Below are 17,668 nucleotides of genomic sequence, written 5' to 3'. Positions count from 1 at the left end.
GAACGTCAAAGCCGCAGATCAAGCACCACGCAACGAGTTTTGAAGCGGTACAGGTCTGGAGGGATGCACGTAGTCAGTGCTTGCGCGGGCGTTGGTTGCACGGGCATGCGTCGGGTGAGTGGCGCGGTTCTAAGCGTCGCTTCAGCGATTACCCGTGGGTGACGTGGGGCCTGGGCTGAGGGCTGTGGAGAGTAGGAGCGGGGTGTCGATGTTGTGCTGGTGGATGGCGTGGGTGAGGAGGGTGGCGAGCCAGGCAATGGCGTCCAGTGACCATTCGGCCAGGGTGGCGTTGAGGGTGATGTGGTGGTTGGCGGGGCCGTGCCACAGCGTGTCGGTGATGGCGGGTTGCAGGGTGATGGGACCGTCGTAAGTCAGAGAAAGATCGGTGAGGACGTCCTGTTTCAGGTCCCGTAGCCATGTGAGCAGGTGGGGTGCTGCTGATCGGATGGCTGGATTCTGGCCGCTGTCCAGTGTTAGGCGGATGGTGGTTTTCGCCCGGGGGCTCAGGTCGGTGAACCAGCCTGCCTCTTGTAGCAGTCGTGCTTCCGTGCGTGGTGCTCCTTGGTGAGTGATTGGGGGCAGCAGTATTTGGGCGGCTTTCAAGTGGAGAGTTCCGAGGCGGGTGACGACATCACGTACGCAGGCGAGGAACGGCTGGACCGGTGATGTGCCGCTGGGAGAGGAGGGGTGCGCCGGTAGTGACGCTTGGAACCAGGCCATCCGAGTAGCGGTGGGTTCGTAGGCGGCGTCGTTCATCCCCCAAAGACCGCACCCGTCGTGTGGCGGGTCGCGGAGCCAGCCCATTGCCGAGGATCGTGCGACGAAGAGGCTGTAGGCGTCGGAGGCGGCGGTGGAGGGGTCGCGCCATGAGTGCGGGGTCAGCTTGCCGTGCAGGGCGACGTACAAGGTGGTGTCGGGTGCGCTGGTCATGGGCGCCTCTCGTAGCTAATGCCTGCAGCGGATGTTGCGGCTGCCCGTGGTGAGGGTGCTCGGCGAGTCGAGCACGTTCAGGACGTCGACATCGATGACGCTACGCCACGCGGTGACCGCATTGGTGTTACATGCCGCTCGGCCGGTCGAGCGGCTGCCTGCACCACCGCCGGACCTGACCGTGGCTTTGCCGGCCGAGCCGGCGTCGGTCCATCCGCCGTTGACGTGCTGCTGCAGCTGGACGGTGACGATCGCCGCCGTGGCGTTGCAGTTGACGTTGATCCACCAGCCGTGCCCGGATGCCTCCCATGCGGAGGTTGAGACGTGGATGTAGTCGCCCTTGGTTTCGAACACACACAAGCCCGCGCCGGCCGGTGCTGGAGGCCGTGAATCTCTGGCGTCACTGAGTTCCGGGGAGGCGATGGCGGGGTCGGGTGCCAGCAATGTGAGCACAAGGGCGAGGACGATGCTCGCTCGGATTGCCGGGCCGGGGGCATCCATAGCGGTCTCCTGGTTATGCGGTGCGTGGAGGGGATATCGATACCAAGATGTTCCGATATTGCTTGCTTGTGGCAAGCTTGGATAACGCTACTCGGCGGCCTTGTCTGAGCCTACGTCCTCGATTTTCCCTTGCCATTCCGTCACGAAGTTCTTGATGAAGAGAGCGAGCCCGAGGGCGATTCCGGCGACCACGGCCGTGATGATCACCCATTCGACAGCTGACGCGCCACGAGTTGGAGCATTTCGCGCATGTTGTATGCGTAGGCACATGTGTGCCCGCAGATAAATAATCCAGGGGTGATTCGCTGGATAGTGAGTGATCTGCGTGAATCGGCGGCGATGTCCGAGTCTCCGATAGATTGCCGCACGGAAGATTGCTGGTCTCACTTATCTCCTTGACGTAATCGAGCTGCTACTTAAAGTTAGCATCCTCGATCTACAAGGAGAGGAAGATCGCCATGGTTACACGCGCGAGCAAAGTCATCGCAAGCCTGGGTGCCGGGCTGCTGCTGAACGCCGCCGTACCGGCAGCGGCGCTGGCGTCAGGCTGGCAGGCCAGCTACCAGGATGGGACCGTCGCCGTACCCGCCGATCGGTCCAACATCAAGGTCTGTGACGGTCGAGCAGACAGCCGCGTCTACCAGGCACGGTGGGCTCACGACAACAACAAGATGCCCGTCGGCGGCGTCTTCGAGGTGCGAGCACCGCAGGCCGGTTGCGCCACCGACGACTCGCTCTGGGGCAAGGTCATGGTCTTCAAGCTGTGCTGGGGTCACCTGGGCGGAGGCAGGCGAGTTGTCTGGGAACGTTGTGGGTCGCCTCAGTGGGTGACGGCGAAGCCGGACTGGTGGAAGGGGAAGTAGACAGCGTGGAACATGTCGCCCATCTTGAGGTGACTGCCTGAATGCACTTCGCCGGTCCCCGGTCGCGCGCAAGAGCCGGGGACCGATTGATGCCTCAAGGTGGGCGTCGACATAGTGGAACGAGGTGTCAGGTCTGTGGACGGCCGCTTTCACAATAGGACGACGCCTCCTGCAGCAGGGCGCTGAGCGCCGCTTTGGCGCGGAGCCACACGTAAGGTCGCAACAGGTCAGCTGCTTCCGCGGGGGTGGCGAGGCGGAAGCCGGCGAGTTCGGAATCTGCGGTGTGCAGGCCGGCGAGCTGCCGGGATTCAAGTATTCCGCCGTCGAAGACGAACATCAGGGAGTCGTCCCAAGGGCCGTGCGATGGCACCCAGTCGACGACGAGCACGCGGCCGAGCTCCAGATCGAGCCCGAGTTCCTCCTTGATCTCTCGCCGCGCGGCAGCTGCTGGGGACTCGTTCGCCTCCGCCATGCCCCCGGGAAGATCCCAGTCGGGCTTGTAGGCCGGGTCCACGATCAGGATGCGACCGTTGTGGTCGCGGAGAAGCACGTCGGCGCCCACGCGCTTGCGGGCCTGCCGGGCGTTGCCCTCGGCGAGGTGGGCGTTCCACGCTTCAGGATCACGCTCGTAGAGCGGGGCGTCTTGGCTCACGAGATCAGCCTCCTTCTCACTGGTACAACCAGCATCGCTCGCGATGCGTGCTGTCCAGTACGTCGAGGCAGTCTGTGGCGCCCTGATGGCCCTGATACGCCCGCAACTGGTCTTGAAGGTCAGTGAGTTGCCGGTTGACGACGAGGGAACTCAAGGAACGAGTGCTCTCCACCGCATCCAGGATGAGAGTGCACGCCTCATCAAGCTGATCTTGTTTCAGTAGTGCGCTGGCCAGCACCAGTTGGCCGAAGGCCCGGCTGCGGGTGCGATGAGCTGAACGGATCGCGAGGAAACGCCTGCCTTGGCGCTGGGCTTCGCTTACCTGGCCGAGGCTGAGCATGCACCGGGCGGTATCAAGGGCCAGGGTCGCTTCGTCGTACGGTGCGGCCCACGGCGAGGGTGATTGCTCAGGCTGCCGCCCGAGCATCGCCTCGGCACGAACGAGAAGACGTGCCGCTTCGGCGGATTCATTCTGTGCGGCCAGTCCGCTCGCGGCTTTCGCCAGCAGCCGGACGCCTACCGCAGGTGCCGGTACGCGGGTTCGGGTGAGCGTGTCCAGGCCTCGCCGGGCGTACGTGACCGCCTCGCCCGGACGTCCGAGGTGCAAGGTGAGGTGGCTCATGCTCCCGAGGACGTGCGCTTCGAGTTGCCGGTCGCCGCCCAGCCCGGCGAAGGCGAGCGCTCGATGGAAGTGCTGGTCGGCAAGGAGATCGTTGCCCGCGTCGTGTGCCATCCAACCGGCCATCTCGGTGAAGGCGGCCGCGGTGGCGAACGAGTGGTCACCTTCGGAGCCGCTGAACAGTCGAGGGGCAACGGTGCTCTGCAGGTAGCCGATCACCGTGGCGTACAAGTGGCCTCCGCCTACTTGTCGATCGGCCTGCCGGAGGGAAGCGATCTTGCCCAGGTCCGTTTCCGATCCCGCGGACTCTTGCGGACTGGCGGGTCGATCCTCTTCCCCGAAGAGGACGTCTTCGCCGAGTTGGAGGATGGCGCAGTACAGCAGCCGGTATCGCTCGCTCATCACGGCGATCTTGCCGGACTCCCACCGGCGGATGGAGCGCACCAGATCGGTGTGTTCAGGCAGGTCATGGCGGTCGTCACCAGCGGCCTTGCGGAGTCTCCGCGCCGTGGAATGCGCGTCCCAGCCACGTGCTTTGCGCTCGGCCCGGATTTTTGCCGACCACAAGGGTGGAGCTGCCATGCCCGCCTCCGCATCCGCCCATGTACTGTGCGTGCCCGCTGGCTCTCAGAGGGCGTTTAGGCATGGTTGGTTGGCGTATGCCCAGCTCTGTAGGTGCAGCCTTTTGGGCTCTTTTCCCTGTACGTGTAGCTTTGTGTAGTCCTCATCGCTCATGCGAGCGACCATTTTGATGATGAAATGGCCTCAAATTCCGTCTGGTCTAGAAATGTGGTAGACGCTCCCGACTAGCCGAAGCCCACTATCGATCATATCTTTCGGGTAGAGGCTCCGCCATGAGCGAACGGAAGCCGTACCCCAGCGACATTTCCGACGCCCGCTGGGCCTTAATCGAGCCCACCTTGACCGCCTGGCGGCAGGCCAGACTCGACCGCCGGCCCACCGGCCAGCCAGCCTCGGTCGAACTACGGGACGTCTTCAATGCGATTCTCTATGTCAACCGCACGGGAATTGCCTGGAAATACCTACCGCACGACTTCCCGTCGTACAACACCGTGTACGCCTACTACGCGGCCTGGCGCGACGAAGGGATACTCGCCCAACTCAACTACGACCTGACCGGACTGGCCCGCGTCAAGGCCGGCCGCGAGCCCGAGCCGACTGCCTCCGTGATCGACACCCAGAGCGTCAAGACCTCCACCAACGTACCCCTGACCAGCCAGGGAACGGACGCCGCCAAGAAGATCATCGGCCGGAAGCGAGGCATCGTCACAGACGCGCTCGGCCTCCTACTCGCCGTCACCGTCACCGCCGCAAGCCTCTCCGAAAACGCCATAGGAATACAACTGCTCAACACCGTCAAGGAGACCCACCCAACCATCACCAAAGCCTGGGTCGACACAGGATTCAAGAACGCCGCAGTCGAACACGGAGCCCGCCTCGGAATCGACGTGGAAGTCGTCAACAGAAACCCCGACGTCCGCGGCTTCCAAGTCGTTAAAAGACGCTGGGTAGTGGAACGCAGCCTCGGCTGGCTTATGTTAAGACGACGCCTGACCCGCGATTACGAAACCCTTCCCACCAGCTCCGAAGCCATGATCTACATCGCCTCGATCGACAACCTCACCAAACGCATAACGGACGAAACCACCCCAACCTGGCGAGGCACCTACTAGAACATAAGCCGCAATCTACTCAAATCAAATGCCCTCTCACACGCGACGGCAAACATGCGGCGGCCGACACGACGGCCCGCCGGCGCCGCGGCCTCAACACCGCTCTTGAGTACGCGATCGACCTCGGCGAGCTTGCCGACAACCCGCTCAAGCGCGTCAAGCAGAAGAAGGTGGCAAGGGACAACACCGTTGACCGGCGATGCGTGGTCAACCCCGTCCAAGCCCGCGAACTCCTCATAAGCCTCTCCTACGTCGGTAGCTGGCACCGTGGGCGAGGACGCCGCCTCGTGGCATTCTTCGCCACGCTCTACTTCGCCGGCCTCCGCCCCGCCGAAGCCATCGGGCTCCGAGAAACAGACTGCTTTCTGCCGAACGAGGGATGGGGGCTGCTCACTCTTGAAGTCACCCGCCCGAGTAGCGGCAAGCAGTGGACCGACAGCGGGGCCGTGCATGACCAGCGCGGGCTCAAACAGCGAGAGGAACGCGAAGTCCGGCCCGTGCCGATCCCGCCGGAGCTAGCTCGCATTCTGCGGGCGCACCTCGCAGAGTTCGGCACAGCCCCGGACGGACGGCTGTTCCGCAACGAACGCGGTGGCGTTCTCGGCGCTTCTACTTACTCGCGGGCCTGGGAAGAGGCCCGCCGCTTCGCCTTGACTCCGCAACAGGTCATCTCGCCCCTCGCCGGAAAGCCTTACGACCTCCGCCACGCCGCCCTGTCCACGTGGCTCAACGCAGGCGTCGACGCGACCGTGGTAGCGGAGCGCGCGGGCAACAGCGTAGAGGTCCTCCTCAAGCGATACGCCAAGTGCCTCGACGGGCGCGATGGCCAGATCAATCGCCGAATCGAGGCAGCCCTCGAAATCTGATCAGAGTCACTCGGTAGTAGCCCGACCACGCCCAAGCGGTAAGAGCGACGGTGAACGGCGGGACCTCCGCACGTCCGGAGGCTCGCCGTGAGGGGGTACCTGCTCTTACGCAGCGGCGTTGCTGCACTCCACTGCGGCACAGCACCACCACCGCAAGTGACCAGACGCTCATCCGGTGGCTAGGGAACCCGTACCGCAGGACTGTCGGGCCTGAAGCCCCACGACGGCCTGATTCTCCGCCTTTCAGACGGAGCACTGTCCTGCTCGGTTGATCAGGGCCATGGTCAGGCGCGTGTGAACGGTGGCGCGGGCGCGTCGGTGTGTTGGGACGTTGCTATCACCTTGCAGAACGATCACTGAAAACTGTCGGGGCTTGCCTGTAGCGTCACATCGCAGACAGTCCGAAAGGTTCGAAGGTGATGGACTGCATTCCGTGCGCGATCCACGAAGTGGAAGTCGTAAGGCTGGAGACTGACTTAATCATTGATCACAGCGCTCAGCAATTTATGCAGGTGATGATGGTGCTGGAGAGCTTGATGTGTCGCTGCTGCTCCGCCCTTGCCTGCAGGGGCTGCTCGGTGATCATGAAGCAGGATACGAAAAGGGAGAGGCAAGCTGCCGCCGCAGGGCGGGACATTCATCGTTATCTGATCTACTATCCGAGAATGCCTCCTCGGTCCGCAAGCGGGAGAGTTGCTCGTGCTCATATCGTCGCGCCTGCTCAACCAAGTCTGTTCGATACACCCGCCGAACGACTGCAGCACGCTATGCAATCGGGGACGCGAACTACCTGGTACAGGCGGATGTGGCGGCTGGGTGGAATCGAGGTGACGGATGGATTCTTGCGTGGTCGCCTCGGGTGTGATACGGAAGTGGGAGCGGATAACTGGAGTGAAGAGGAGTTGGACTTCATTCCAACACGGCTTGCCGGTGGCGTAGCATCACCCTTCGTGATCCGCTTATCTGATTTTGCAATGGTGTTCCAGGTTCGCTCTCCTGTCATCAGGGTAACGTCATTCATCGGAGCTCTCAAGTCGATGCTGCGCGAGCAAATGGATCAAAATTGGGACATCGAAACTATCTCCCGAAACCGGTCTTTTCCTGAATGGCGAAGATCGGTGGCTAGAGTAACTCGGCTGCATATTCGCCTTGAACGCCCAAACCCCAATTATGAGGGACGTCCCGATGTCGAGCGCCTGATAGAGCAGATGCGACTATCCTCTGCGACATTGGAGCTTCGGTCAGAGGATGGGATTGAGACAGATACGGATCTTGCTCAACAGCTGTTGGATCATGTGGCTCGCGGGTATGGTCAGGCGTCTGCAGCGGGCACTCGCGGTGCTGGCGATCTTGCTGTGGAGACCGTATGGGAGAGTCAGTTGCACGGAGAGACCTTGATCACCGGGATCAATATTGATCCTGACACAGGTGAAGCAACCTTTGAGGAGCTGTTCGAGGAGGTTGAATCCGTGGAAGTCGGCGAGGAACCCGTGTGACCTAAGGCTGGAGTTATGATGAGCGACGCCAAGATGCGTGTTTCGCTACCAACGCCCAGGCCGGCGCGCTTCGGAAAAGTTGGAAGCATACTGCTGTCTGCGGATTTCATGATTGCGCTTCCCGCTGGTGTCGCAGGTGGCTTGCTCGTTTCGCTCAGCAAGGTCGTTGCTGCACAGGCTTCGACGTTCCTCTTCGGAGCCGCAGCGCTCTTGGGTACGTTGGCCGGAATCGTCATTGCTGCGCACACTATCCTTATCAGTCTGATGAGCCCAGAGTATGTGCTCGTCCTAGAGCGTGCCCAAGGTGGTGTCCGCGCTGTATCGAGGCCATACAAAATCGTCATATGGGCATGCGCCATCGGTGTTCTGCTTGCGCTGTTCGCGGGTCTCGCATGGCCGGCGATTCCCCAGGTCTCCGAGTTGGGATGGCATCTCGTTCGGGGGGTTGTGTTCGGCGCGCCGACCGCTCTGGGCGTTTACGGCTTGATTGGCGCGGCTCAGCTAGCAGGCCTGAGTGCATTCCACCTTGAGCAACGAGCGAAGCTCCTCCACACTCTCCGGGAAGCCCGGGTTGGGCTCGGTCGGGATCGCAAAGGCGCGTGAAGATCCGTCGTCTCCCGAAGGCGCGCCGCGGTACCTGAGGTGGGATGGGCGGCGCACGCTGAAGGCGATTCTGGAGTTGGGCGAACCGGCGGGCACCGATGCGGGGGAACATGACGATGTGACGGCCACCGCCGACGATTCCGAATGACGGATCTCGCTGCCATTTACCTCCGCCCCGAACCTTGCAGCCGGAACCAATCTTCGCCATTTGATCAAGCCCCCACGGTTGGACGGTCGAAGCTACAGTAGTGAGGAAAAGGCGAGTGGCCGGACACAGTGTTCGTACCTCTAGCTCAACCCCTCCAGAGGCCTGTGCGACCAAGGGAATCGGGCTTACTGTGGCGACATGACCCACACGTCGCCGCCAGATGGTCACGAAGGACCATTAGCCGAGTTTGCTGCTCTCAGGCAGGAGATCGAATCGCGAGAAACACGGCGGCAGAACCTCTTCAACTTGCATATCACTGCGTCAGGAGCAGTATTTGGCTTCGTACTAGCGGGAGGTAGAAGCTCACTGCTTCTGCTCATCCTGCCGATCACCACCTATCTCTTCTGTGCGCGTTTTGCCATGCACTCGTATGGCGTCTTCAAGATCGGCAGATATATACGCGACGATCTGACGCATCGTGTGCCAGGCGGCCTTCAATGGGAAGAGTGGCAGGAAAAGCAAGCTGTTCCTCTCCGCATTCCTCGATTGGTCTACCCCAACTTCATCGCCTTTCCCGCCCTCGCGCTCGCCGCGCTGATTTGGACAGCGCCGACTGTCTTCGTCGGCTGGCCACAAGCACTGATTGCGGCAAGGATCGGCGCCCTCACAGCTTGGACGATCGGCGTGGTCGCAACGTTCTTCTGCGTGCTTCTGATCAACTCGACCGCCAGGCGCTGGTACGAAGAAAACGCTGGTTCCAGCGTGCGGCCGCAAGCTGGACCTACCGACTCTGCACCGTGAACCTAACTATTCTTGAGCAGGCTGAAGCGTGCCGCCCCCGAGCGTCGGACGTCAGCTCATACACCAGCGTCTGGCTGGACGCGCTGACCCAGAAGGCGCGCGAGGGTGGCGCATCATTAACATGCACGTGGTCGTCGCGGCCGCTGTTCATGCCGATGGCCAGCGCGAGTTCCTCGGTCTGAAAGTCGCAAGCGCTGAAGACGGCGCAGGCTGGCTCGACCCGGAGATCCGTGGGGAGGAGGACACGAGAAGCCTCCACGCGCCGATGGGTCGGGCTGCTTCAACCCATCGGGGGATGAGGCATGCACGGCATGATCCGAGGACTTGTCGCGTTGCCTGGTAGTTCGGTGAGCAGGCGTTCGCTAGGAGGCGACGCAAGCAACTTTCTGTGCTCTCCTGGCCCCTGGCTACTGCGATAGGAAGGGGACCTACTCATGAGTCGGAGCGTGAAACCGAAGTGCACGGGGTGCCTGCGGGACGATCAGATGATATGGACGAGGTACATCCCGCCGAGCGTCAGGCGGCGTGAGATTCGCAGCGCTAAGGGGCTGTACCCGGCGGGTATGCATCGGTCCACAATCGAGGCGGGCGTGGAGTTTTTCTGCCGGTGTGGGGTGTCCGCCACCACAGTCGCACCAGAGGGCTGGGGACCTGACGATCAGGGCGCCTAGCCCACGGCGACAAGCCGATCATGGTCCACAACTGGTCCACAACCCGTGAGCGTCAACGAGAACGGGCGGGACTCCGTGAGACTGGAGGCCCGCCCGTACCTGCGATGTCTGCCCTGGTCAGCGGTCGGAACCGCTGATCAAGATCGAGTGCCCCCTGTAGGATTCGAACCTACGCACCCGGCTCCGGAGGCCGGTGCTCTATCCCCTGAGCTAAGGGGGCGCGTCGAGTGAAAGGCTATCAGTATCCCGGCACTGCTCGGCACCAGATAAAGGTCCTTGAACACTTCCGGCGAAACCCGGCGTGACGGGGCCGCTACAGGTTAGCTTTGCGCCCGTGGGCGAGGTTCTTGGGAAAGTACTGGTCGTGGATGACGATGAGGTCATCCGGCAGCTCATCGCGGTCAACCTGAACCTGGAGGGGTTCGAGGTGTCTACCGCCACTGATGGGCAGGATTGTCTGGATCGGGTGCTCGACGTGATGCCGGATGTGATCACGCTCGATGTGATGATGCCGTTCCTGGACGGGTGGACGACGGCGCATCGGTTGCGTACGGAGGAGGCCACCAGTCACATCAAGGTCGTGCTCATCACGGCCAGGGCTCAGGATGATGACCGGACCCGGGGGCTGGGGATCGGGGTGGACGCGTACTTGACCAAGCCGTTCGATCCGGCTGAGTTGATCGAGGTCGTGCGGGATCTGGCCTTGAGGGGTAGTCAGGGGCGTAGCTGACCCCAGCTTGCTGATCCCCTGGTAGTCGGTCTTGGCGGTCAGGTGTCGGCTGCCCGTGGCTGGGGGCTGGTCGGGTGGCGCGTGCCGGGGTTGAGGGCGCGCGTTCTTGGTGGATTGTTCGTACGCTGGCCGCATCGCCTCCTCTCCCCGAAAGGCCGGACAACGTGCGTAGCTCCATCTTCAACAACCTCGACTCCCAGCAGCTCCCCCCGGGCTTCGTCCTGGAGAACCACAAGATGTTGCGCGTCCAGCTTCCGCACGAGGTGCTGGCCAAGCAGGGGTCCATGGTGGCCTTCCAAGGGCAGATGGACTTCGACTACGAGGGGTCGGGCGGGCTCGGGAAGTTGTTCAAGAAGGCCATGACGGGGGAGGGCGCCTCGCTCATGCGGGTACGGGGCGACGGGCTGCTGTATCTGGCGGACAATGCCGATGACATTCATCTGTTCTTTCTGGAGAACGAGGGGCTCACGGTCAACGGGCGTAATCTGCTGGCGTTCCAGCCGCAGCTCGGCTGGGACATCAAGCGGGTTCAGGGAGCTGGGGTGGCGGCCGGGGGGCTGTTCAACACGACGGTTACCGGGACCGGGTGGGTGGCGGTGACGACGCATGGGACGCCCGTATTGCTCGACGTGGCGCGGATGCCGACGTTCGCCGACGGGCAGTCGGCCGTGTGCTGGAGCACCGGGCTGGAGGTCGGGATCAACCGGACGATGAAGGTGGGGGCCTTGATCGGGCGGGGGAGCGGGGAGGCCATGCAGTTGGCGTTCAGGGGGCAGGGGTTCGTGTTGGTGCAGGCCAGTGAAGGGGCTCCTGTGCCGGCTCCGTCCGCTTGAGCGCCAGGCCCGCCGAGCCGGTTGGACAGCTAATTAGCTAATTGCCATAATGGCTTAGTGATGGACGTCGACCTGATCAAGGCGCTGGCCAACGACAAGAGGCTGCTGATCCTGGAGTGGTTGCGCGATCCCGTGCGTCACTTCCCGCCGCAGCGCGACGGCGATCTCGTACGGGACGGCGTCTGTTCGCTGTTCATCGCCGAGAAGCTGGGCGTGAGCCAGCCGACCTGCGGCGAGCACCTCAAGGTGCTGGCCAAGGCGGGGCTGGTTCGCGGCACCAAGATCAGGCAGTGGGTGTTCTACCAGCGCGACGAGGAGCGGATCGCCGCGGCGAAGGAGTTGTTGAGCGGTGAATGGTGAGCCGAACGGCGCCTACGAGCGCCTGATCGCCGACATGGACGCCGGCGGGGCGCGCTACCGGGTGATCGAGCACGCGCCCGAGGGCCGGACCGAGCTGGTCAGCGCCCTGCGCGGGCACGATGTGGCGCAGGCCGCCAAGTGCCTGATCGTGATGGTCAAGGTGGGCAAGAAGCAGACGCGCCACGTGCTGGCCGTCGTTCCCGGTGACGCCCGGCTCGATCTGCAGGCCGTCAAGGCGCTGCACGACGGCACGTACGTCTCCTTCGCCGGCAAGGAGAAGGCTGAGGAGCTGGCGGGGAGCGTGAGCGGGACGGTGCTGCCGTTCAGCTACGACCCGAGGCTCGAACTGGTCGCCGATCCGTCGCTGCTGGACCATCCCGAGTTGTACTTCAACGCGGGGCGGCTCGATCGTTCCGTGGCGTTGGCGACCGATGATTATGTGCGGCTGGCGGCCCCGTGGATGGCTAACATCACCGCCACGTAGTTCGGGGTCAGGCTGTGCAGCTGGGCACGGGGGCGGTGTTGGTGCCGGTCCAGGAGGCGAGGAAGCCGAACGCCGTCGACGCCCCCGGCGCGAGCTGCCCGTTCCACCCCGCGTTCCGTACCGTCACCGAGGACCCGTTCGCGCTCAGCGTCCCGCCCCACAGCTGCGTGATCCGCTGACCGTCGGCGAACGTCCACGCCACCGTCCAGGCGCTGACCGGCGCGGTGCCGGTGTTCCTGACGGTGACCTCGGCCTGGAAGCCGCCCTGCCACTGGCCGGTGCCCTGGTACGTGGCAGCGCACCCTCCAGAGGGCGGCGGCGAGACAGAGGTGCCCAGGGCCTCCACCAGAGCGGGGTACCACTTGTCGGACATCTTCTGGTCGCCCGCCGCGTTCGGATGCACCCCGTCGTACGTGTCGCTGCCGGTGCTGAAGCCCGTCCACTGGTCCACCACCGTGATCGGCGACTGCGGGGTGGTCGTGGCGGCGGCCCAGGCGGGGATGGCGTTGTTGAAGGTCACGGCGCGCTGGGCGCAGTCGGCGCAGCTGGAGGGGTTCATGGGGATGATCTTGGCGACGAGGATCTTCATGGCCGGGTTGCTCGCCCGCATCTGGTTCACCATCGTGGTGAACGCGCCGAGGATCGTCGCGGGGGCGATGTTGCTCCACACGTCGTTGGTGCCGAAGTGCATGAGCACCACGTCCGGCCGGGTGGCGGCGAGCCAGCCGGTCAGCAAGCCCTGGTTCGCCACATTGGTGGCCAGGTAGCCGCCGTGCCCCTCGTTGTCGCCGTCGTGCGCCACCCCGCAGCCCTGGGGCGGCAGGGTGCCGACGAAGTCCACGTTCGTGTGGCCGGTGCTCTGGAGGCGGTTCCACAGCAGGGCGCGCCAGCAGCCGGGGGAGCCGGTGATCGAGTCGCCCAGAGGCATGATCCTGATGGGGGCGGCGCTCGCCGTGGCCGTGGTGGCGAACAACACCGCCGCGGCCAGCGTCACCATCGCGGCCAGCACGGAGCCGATCCTGCGCATCGTCCGCTCTCCCGTCGTCAGCCTGCGCAGATCGTAGGACCGCGGGCCGCGCGCCGGGAAGGACGACGATCAGGACAGAAGCCTGACCTGGGGGTACGGATGTAAGTTTCAGCCGCGGACCACCGCGATGGGGCTGGGCGTGTGGTGCAGGAGGGCCTGGCTGATCGAGCCGAGCAACATCCCCGCGAGCTGCCCATGACCACGCGACCCCACCACCAGCAGGTCGGCGCCGGCGGCCGCCTCGCGGAGCACCTCGACCGGATGGCCGTGGACGACCTCCTCCACCACCTCGACGCCGGGATGCCGCTCCCGGTGCTCGGTCAGCGATTCCTTGAGCCGGTGCAGCGTGTCCTGCTCGCTGCCGCGGTCGGCCGGTGGGAAGCCGCCGGCCTGCGGCCAGGCCCACGCCTGGACGGCACGCAGCCTGGCCCCGCGCAGCTCGGCCTCGGTGAAGGCGAACTCCAGGGCCCGCCCGGCGCTGGGCGAGCCGTCGGTGCCGGCGACGATCTCGCCCCGGGTGAGCGAGGGGCGTTCGTGGACGAGGACGACGTTCGTCCGCGTGTGCGCCGCGACGCCGTACGCGACGGATCCGACGAGCAGGCCGCGCACGCCGCCGATGCCGCTGCTGCCCACGACCAGCAGCTCGGCCTCCTCGGAGGCCTTGATCAACGCGGTACGGGGATCGCCCGGCAGCAGCACGGCCTCCACCGGGACCTGCGGTGACTCCCGCAGGGCCCGGTCGCGGGCCGCCGCGAGCACGGTGTCGGCGCCCTCGCGCATCCACCGGGCGACCTCGGCGTAACGTACGGTGTCCTCCTCGCACACCCACTTGGGCACGGCGTGCGCCACGGTCAGCGGCGATCCGCGCAGCGCGGCCTCGGCGGCGGCCCAGCCGGCGGCCTCCAGGCCGGCGCGTGAGCCGTCCACCCCCACGATGATCACTGGTTCAGCTCCTCAGGACAGCGCGTAGCACTCGACCTCGGCGCGGCGGAACGAGATCCCCTTCGCTTGGGAGTCACGGACGCAGGCGCGCTCGGACTTGCTGAGCCGCAGCGTGCCGCAGACGGTCACGCCGGAGTAGGTGCGGCAGTCGAGTCGCCTGTCGGTGGTGCCGACGCGGTACATCTCCCTGACCGCGGCCCGGCACTTGGCCTTGCCCGTGTCGGCGTAGCGGCACTGGGCGATGAGAGTGTCGTACTGTTCCTGGCCGACTTCGTGCTGGTCCATGCCGTCTCCGGCGGCTGCGGTGGCGCCGGACGCGGCCATCACGACGAGTAGTCCTGCGACAGCAGCGAATCTCTTCATGTTCCCCCTGATGGGGACCGTACCGCTCAGGGCGATCGTCAAACCTCTGCGCCAGGTTTCGGGTGGGGGCGGGCGTGGGTACGATCATCGCCGTCCAACGCGGGAGCCCGGTGTGGACCGGGCTGAGAGGACGGCTGACAGCCGCCGACCGCCAGAACCTGCTCCGGGTAATGCCGGCGAAGGGAGTTTGCGCGATGAGCAGCGCGCGCTTTTCCAAGATCTACTCCGGTGACCTCCGTGTGCCGATGCGGCAGGTCCGGCTCTCCGACGGCTCGGCGGTGACGTTGTACGACACCTCGGGCCCCTACACCGACCCGTCCTTCGAGCCCGACCCGCGGCGTGGGCTGCCGCGCCTGCGCGAGTCGTGGATCGAGGCGCGGCGTGCGGCAGGTGAGCCGGTCACGCAGGTCGGCTGCGCCCGGCGCGGGCTGGTGACCAGGGAGATGGAGTTCGTGGCCGTGCGTGAGGGGGTGAGCGCCGAGTTCGTCCGGCAGGAGGTCGCGGCGGGCCGGGCCATCATCCCGGCGAACGTCAACCATCCCGAGTCCGAGCCGATGATCATCGGCCGGGCGTTCCTGGTCAAGATCAACGCGAATATCGGCAACTCCGCCGTCACCTCCTCCATCGAGGAGGAGGTGGAGAAGATGACCTGGGCCACCCGGTGGGGCGCCGACACGATCATGGATCTGTCGACCGGTGACGACATCCACGAGACCCGCGAGTGGATCCTGCGCAATTCGCCGGTTCCGGTCGGCACCGTGCCGATCTACCAGGCGCTGGAGAAGGTCAAGGGCCGGCCGGAGCTGCTGTCGTGGGAGGTCTACCGCGACACGCTGATCGAGCAGTGCGAGCAGGGCGTCGACTACGTGACCGTGCACGCGGGCGTGCGGCTGTCGTACGTGCCGCTCACCGCCACACGCAAGACGGGGATCGTCTCGCGCGGCGGCTCGATCATGGCGGCCTGGTGCCTCGCGCACCACCGCGAGAGCTTCCTGTACGAGAACTTCGCCGAGATGTGCGAGATCCTGGCCGGCTACGACGTGTCGTTCTCGCTCGGTGACGGGTTGCGGCCGGGATCGATCGCCGACGCCAACGACGAGGCCCAGTTTGCCGAACTGCGCACGCTGGGGGAGCTGACCGGCATCGCGCGCGAGCACGACGTCCAGGTGATGATCGAGGGGCCTGGTCACGTGCCCATGCACAAGATCAAGGAGAACGTCGACCTGCAGCGCGAGCTCTGCGACGACGCGCCCTTCTACACTCTGGGCCCGCTGGTGACCGACGTCGCCCCCGGCTACGACCACATCACCTCGGGCATCGGGGCCGCCATGATCGGCTGGTTCGGCACCGCCATGCTCTGCTACGTCACCCCCAAGGAGCACCTCGGCCTGCCCGACAAGGACGACGTCAAGACCGGCGTGATCACGTACAAGATCGCCGCTCATGCCGCCGACCTGGCCAAGGGGCATCCGCGGGCGCAGGAGTGGGACGACGCGCTGTCCGACGCGCGCTTCGAGTTCCGCTGGGAGGACCAGTTCGACCTCTCGCTCGACCCCGACACCGCCCGCGCCTTCCACGACGAGACGCTGCCGGCGGCGCCGGCCAAGACCGCGCACTTCTGCTCGATGTGCGGGCCCAAGTTCTGCTCGATGCGGATAAGTCATGACATCAGGCAGGCGGGTTTCGAGGAGAAGGCAGCCGAGTTCAGGAGGCTCGGCGGCAACCTCTACGTGGAGTGATGATTTGTCCAATGTCCGAAAACCCGGGCCGGCCTGAGGCCTGGACAAAGATCGGCTGAGGGTCCGCTCTTCTGGTGGCAACGTGGCAGTTGTGCCCGGCGCGACATGCGGCCGGGGTTCCCATGACCACCAGAAGAGGGGATTCTCATGTCCTTCAGTGCTCGTATGGCCGGTCTGCGCAACCGTGCGGCGGTCGTCGCCGCGGCCTCCGTCGTCGCCGCCGGTCTGGGAGCGGGGCTCGGCGCCGCTCCGGCCGCGGCGGACGTCCATCGGGGGGTGGCCGGGTGTTTCGCCTGGTCCTGGGGCGACGGGAACACCTCGGTGACCGTCTACTGGCACAACCGGTGCAAGACCCGGCACAAGCTCACCATCAAGTACAGCCTCAGCTGGACGACCAAGACCTACACCGCGAAGGTCGGCGGCGACGGCAAGGGACACAAGAGGTTCCAGACCGCCTCGATCGTGTCCATCAAGGACTCGGGCCGGGTCTAACCCGGCAGGGTCTCCCCGCCGATGGGGGCCAGGACCTCGCCGGTGTAGTACGACGACAGCCGGTTGGAGGCGAAGAACACGTACGAGGGGGCGATCTCGTCGGGATCGGCGGCTCGCCCCATCGGCACCTGTTCGCCGAACGATTCCACCTTCTCCTCGGGGAAGGTGGCCGGGATCAGCGGCGTCCACACCGGCCCCGGTGCGACGGCGTTGATCCTGATGCCGCGATCGACCAGGTTCTGCGCCATGGCGTAGGTGAAGGCGTTGATCGCGCCCTTGGTGGCGGAGTAGTCGATGAGCGTCTTGTTGCCGCGCAGGCCGTTGATCGACGAGGTGTTGACGATCGCGCCGCCCTTGCCCATGTGGGCGAGCGCGGCCTTCGTGACGCGGAAGTAGCTGTGGATGTTGACCGCGAACGTGTGCTCCCACTGCTCGTCCGACAGCTCTTCGAGGCCGTCCACCGGCTCCTGGTAGGCCACGTTGTTCACCAGGACGTCCAGGCCGCCCAGCTCGGAGACGGCCTGCTCGACGACCGAGGCGCAGTGGGCGCGGTCGCCGAGGTCGCCCGGCAGCAGCACGCAGCGCCGCCCGGCCGCCTCGATCAGCGAGGAGGTGTGGGCGGCGTCCTCGTGCTCGCTCAGGTACGCGATCGCGACGTCGGCCCCCTCCTTGGCGAAGGCCACCGCGACCGCCCGGCCGATGCCCGAGTCACCGCCGGTGACGAGGGCCTTCTTGCCGTCCAGCAGGCCGCGGCCTGCGTAGTCGCGCATCTCGTCACGCGGCTGCGGCGACATCTCGCCGCTCCGGCCCGGGTACGGCTGGCTCTGGGGTGGTGGTGTCTGCGACATGCCCTC

General features: G+C 65.0%; 21 protein-coding genes, 1 tRNA gene, 1 pseudogene and 1 riboswitch. Of the genes and pseudogenes, 13 read left to right on the top strand and 10 right to left on the bottom strand.

All coding sequences use genetic code 11. The annotated features are described in order from the left end of the window. Positions 1-141: 141 nt before the first annotated feature. Both OIE67_RS38785 and OIE67_RS38780 read right to left on the bottom strand, forming a co-directional pair. Entirely contained in the window at positions 142-930 is a 789-nt protein-coding gene (locus OIE67_RS38785) for a hypothetical protein (RefSeq protein WP_326629846.1), read from the bottom strand. A gap of 15 nt (positions 931-945) precedes the next feature. After that, positions 946-1,431 carry a hypothetical protein gene (locus OIE67_RS38780; RefSeq protein WP_326629844.1) on the bottom strand — a complete coding sequence of 162 codons (486 nt, stop codon included), beginning with the start codon at positions 1,429-1,431 and terminating at the stop codon, positions 946-948. Between the two features lie 458 nt (positions 1,432-1,889). Between OIE67_RS38780 and OIE67_RS38775 the strand changes: the two genes are divergently transcribed. After that, the gene (locus OIE67_RS38775) at positions 1,890-2,294 is read left to right on the top strand and encodes a hypothetical protein (RefSeq protein ID WP_326629842.1); all 405 of its coding nucleotides are present in this window, start codon (positions 1,890-1,892) and stop codon (positions 2,292-2,294) included. 127 nt (positions 2,295-2,421) lie between these two features. Here the strand turns inward: OIE67_RS38775 and OIE67_RS38770 are convergent, their stop codons facing one another. Beyond that, entirely contained in the window at positions 2,422-2,946 is a 525-nt protein-coding gene (locus OIE67_RS38770) for an NUDIX hydrolase (protein ID WP_326629840.1), read from the bottom strand. A gap of 16 nt (positions 2,947-2,962) precedes the next feature. Continuing rightward, a complete protein-coding gene (locus OIE67_RS38765) occupies positions 2,963-4,147 on the bottom strand; it encodes a hypothetical protein (RefSeq protein ID WP_326629838.1) in 1,185 nt (394 codons plus the stop codon). Between the two features lie 272 nt (positions 4,148-4,419). Here OIE67_RS38765 and OIE67_RS38760 point away from each other — a divergent pair, with 272 nt between their 5' ends. Next, entirely contained in the window at positions 4,420-5,259 is an 840-nt protein-coding gene (locus tag OIE67_RS38760) for an IS5 family transposase (RefSeq protein ID WP_326628177.1), read from the top strand. Here the strand turns inward: OIE67_RS38760 and OIE67_RS38755 are convergent. After that, the gene (locus OIE67_RS38755) at positions 5,256-5,480 is read right to left on the bottom strand and encodes a hypothetical protein (RefSeq protein WP_326629836.1); all 225 of its coding nucleotides are present in this window, start codon (positions 5,478-5,480) and stop codon (positions 5,256-5,258) included. The two genes, OIE67_RS38760 and OIE67_RS38755, sit on opposite strands and share 4 nt — an antisense overlap. Positions 5,481-5,546: 66 nt before the next feature. Between OIE67_RS38755 and OIE67_RS38750 the strand changes: the two genes are divergently transcribed. The 5 genes and pseudogenes from OIE67_RS38750 to OIE67_RS55805 form a co-directional block, all read left to right on the top strand. Continuing rightward, positions 5,547-6,125, top strand: a complete 579-nt coding sequence (locus OIE67_RS38750; protein WP_326629834.1) for a tyrosine-type recombinase/integrase — start codon at positions 5,547-5,549, stop codon at positions 6,123-6,125. A gap of 416 nt (positions 6,126-6,541) precedes the next feature. Continuing rightward, a complete protein-coding gene (locus OIE67_RS38745) occupies positions 6,542-7,621 on the top strand; it encodes a hypothetical protein (RefSeq protein ID WP_326629832.1) in 1,080 nt (359 codons plus the stop codon). 15 nt (positions 7,622-7,636) lie between these two features. After that, the gene (locus OIE67_RS38740) at positions 7,637-8,224 is read left to right on the top strand and encodes a hypothetical protein (RefSeq protein WP_326629830.1); all 588 of its coding nucleotides are present in this window, start codon (positions 7,637-7,639) and stop codon (positions 8,222-8,224) included. A gap of 346 nt (positions 8,225-8,570) precedes the next feature. Then, positions 8,571-9,173 (top strand): hypothetical protein, encoded by a 603-nt coding sequence (locus OIE67_RS38735; RefSeq protein ID WP_326629829.1) that lies wholly within the window; start codon positions 8,571-8,573, stop codon positions 9,171-9,173. Positions 9,174-9,190: 17 nt separating this feature from the next. Continuing rightward, a pseudogene (locus tag OIE67_RS55805) lies at positions 9,191-9,390 on the top strand (transposase); the annotation flags it as partial. 602 nt (positions 9,391-9,992) lie between these two features. Here the strand turns inward: OIE67_RS55805 and OIE67_RS38725 are convergent. Beyond that, positions 9,993-10,064 (bottom strand) — tRNA-Arg (locus OIE67_RS38725). A gap of 114 nt (positions 10,065-10,178) precedes the next feature. On the opposite strand from OIE67_RS38725, the gene OIE67_RS38720 reads away from it, so the two are divergent. The 4 genes from OIE67_RS38720 (at position 10,179) to OIE67_RS38705 (ending at position 12,251) form a co-directional block, all read left to right on the top strand. Beyond that, positions 10,179-10,574 (top strand): response regulator transcription factor, encoded by a 396-nt coding sequence (locus OIE67_RS38720; RefSeq protein WP_326629827.1) that lies wholly within the window; start codon positions 10,179-10,181, stop codon positions 10,572-10,574. A 164-nt stretch (positions 10,575-10,738) separates the two neighbouring features. Then, a complete protein-coding gene (locus OIE67_RS38715) occupies positions 10,739-11,407 on the top strand; it encodes an AIM24 family protein (RefSeq protein WP_326629825.1) in 669 nt (222 codons plus the stop codon). A 60-nt stretch (positions 11,408-11,467) separates the two neighbouring features. Beyond that, on the top strand, positions 11,468-11,767 hold the full coding sequence (locus tag OIE67_RS38710; RefSeq protein WP_181308722.1) for an ArsR/SmtB family transcription factor: 300 nt from the start codon (positions 11,468-11,470) through the stop codon (positions 11,765-11,767). Further along, on the top strand, positions 11,757-12,251 hold the full coding sequence (locus OIE67_RS38705) for a YbaK/prolyl-tRNA synthetase associated domain-containing protein (RefSeq protein ID WP_326629823.1): 495 nt from the start codon (positions 11,757-11,759) through the stop codon (positions 12,249-12,251). Before OIE67_RS38710 ends, OIE67_RS38705 begins: the two co-directional genes overlap by 11 nt. 7 nt (positions 12,252-12,258) lie before the next feature. Here the strand turns inward: OIE67_RS38705 and OIE67_RS38700 are convergent, their stop codons facing one another. The 3 genes from OIE67_RS38700 to OIE67_RS38690 form a co-directional block, all read right to left on the bottom strand. After that, a complete protein-coding gene (locus OIE67_RS38700) occupies positions 12,259-13,278 on the bottom strand; it encodes a cellulose binding domain-containing protein (RefSeq protein WP_326629821.1) in 1,020 nt (339 codons plus the stop codon). Positions 13,279-13,386: 108 nt separating this feature from the next. Then, a complete protein-coding gene (locus OIE67_RS38695; RefSeq protein ID WP_326629819.1) occupies positions 13,387-14,220 on the bottom strand; it encodes a universal stress protein in 834 nt (277 codons plus the stop codon). A gap of 12 nt (positions 14,221-14,232) precedes the next feature. Further along, positions 14,233-14,583 (bottom strand): hypothetical protein, encoded by a 351-nt coding sequence (locus OIE67_RS38690; protein WP_106252280.1) that lies wholly within the window; start codon positions 14,581-14,583, stop codon positions 14,233-14,235. Positions 14,584-14,672: 89 nt separating this feature from the next. Then, a riboswitch (TPP riboswitch) is annotated at positions 14,673-14,785 on the top strand. Between OIE67_RS38690 and thiC the strand changes: the two genes are divergently transcribed. After that, the gene (gene thiC, locus OIE67_RS38685) at positions 14,778-16,322 is read left to right on the top strand and encodes a phosphomethylpyrimidine synthase ThiC (RefSeq protein ID WP_326629816.1); all 1,545 of its coding nucleotides are present in this window, start codon (positions 14,778-14,780) and stop codon (positions 16,320-16,322) included. (Overlaps the previous riboswitch by 8 nt.) A gap of 147 nt (positions 16,323-16,469) precedes the next feature. Then, the gene (locus OIE67_RS38680; protein WP_146178626.1) at positions 16,470-16,814 is read left to right on the top strand and encodes a hypothetical protein; all 345 of its coding nucleotides are present in this window, start codon (positions 16,470-16,472) and stop codon (positions 16,812-16,814) included. Here the strand turns inward: OIE67_RS38680 and OIE67_RS38675 are convergent. Further along, positions 16,811-17,662 (bottom strand): SDR family oxidoreductase, encoded by an 852-nt coding sequence (locus OIE67_RS38675; RefSeq protein ID WP_106252286.1) that lies wholly within the window; start codon positions 17,660-17,662, stop codon positions 16,811-16,813. The genes OIE67_RS38680 and OIE67_RS38675 overlap by 4 nt on opposite strands. Positions 17,663-17,668: the final 6 nt, after the last annotated feature.

This window comes from Nonomuraea fuscirosea, from assembly GCF_035917475.1.
Lineage (GTDB): Bacteria > Actinomycetota > Actinomycetes > Streptosporangiales > Streptosporangiaceae > Nonomuraea > Nonomuraea fuscirosea.
This window is presented reverse-complemented; position numbering and strand designations above follow the sequence as displayed.

Coding starts and splice junctions, on each gene's coding strand:
- OIE67_RS38740 (WP_326629830.1), top strand. CDS start 7,637: ATGATGAGCGACGCCAAGATGCGTGTTTCGCTACCAACGCCCAGGCCG.
- thiC (WP_326629816.1), top strand. CDS start 14,778: ATGAGCAGCGCGCGCTTTTCCAAGATCTACTCCGGTGACCTCCGTGTG.
- OIE67_RS38680 (WP_146178626.1), top strand. CDS start 16,470: ATGTCCTTCAGTGCTCGTATGGCCGGTCTGCGCAACCGTGCGGCGGTC.
- OIE67_RS38675 (WP_106252286.1), bottom strand. CDS start 17,662: ATGTCGCAGACACCACCACCCCAGAGCCAGCCGTACCCGGGCCGGAGC.
- OIE67_RS38690 (WP_106252280.1), bottom strand. CDS start 14,583: ATGAAGAGATTCGCTGCTGTCGCAGGACTACTCGTCGTGATGGCCGCG.
- OIE67_RS38780 (WP_326629844.1), bottom strand. CDS start 1,431: ATGGATGCCCCCGGCCCGGCAATCCGAGCGAGCATCGTCCTCGCCCTT.
- OIE67_RS38700 (WP_326629821.1), bottom strand. CDS start 13,278: ATGCGCAGGATCGGCTCCGTGCTGGCCGCGATGGTGACGCTGGCCGCG.
- OIE67_RS38785 (WP_326629846.1), bottom strand. CDS start 930: ATGACCAGCGCACCCGACACCACCTTGTACGTCGCCCTGCACGGCAAG.
- OIE67_RS38760 (WP_326628177.1), top strand. CDS start 4,420: ATGAGCGAACGGAAGCCGTACCCCAGCGACATTTCCGACGCCCGCTGG.
- OIE67_RS38710 (WP_181308722.1), top strand. CDS start 11,468: ATGGACGTCGACCTGATCAAGGCGCTGGCCAACGACAAGAGGCTGCTG.
- OIE67_RS38775 (WP_326629842.1), top strand. CDS start 1,890: ATGGTTACACGCGCGAGCAAAGTCATCGCAAGCCTGGGTGCCGGGCTG.
- OIE67_RS38735 (WP_326629829.1), top strand. CDS start 8,571: ATGACCCACACGTCGCCGCCAGATGGTCACGAAGGACCATTAGCCGAG.
- OIE67_RS38765 (WP_326629838.1), bottom strand. CDS start 4,147: ATGGCAGCTCCACCCTTGTGGTCGGCAAAAATCCGGGCCGAGCGCAAA.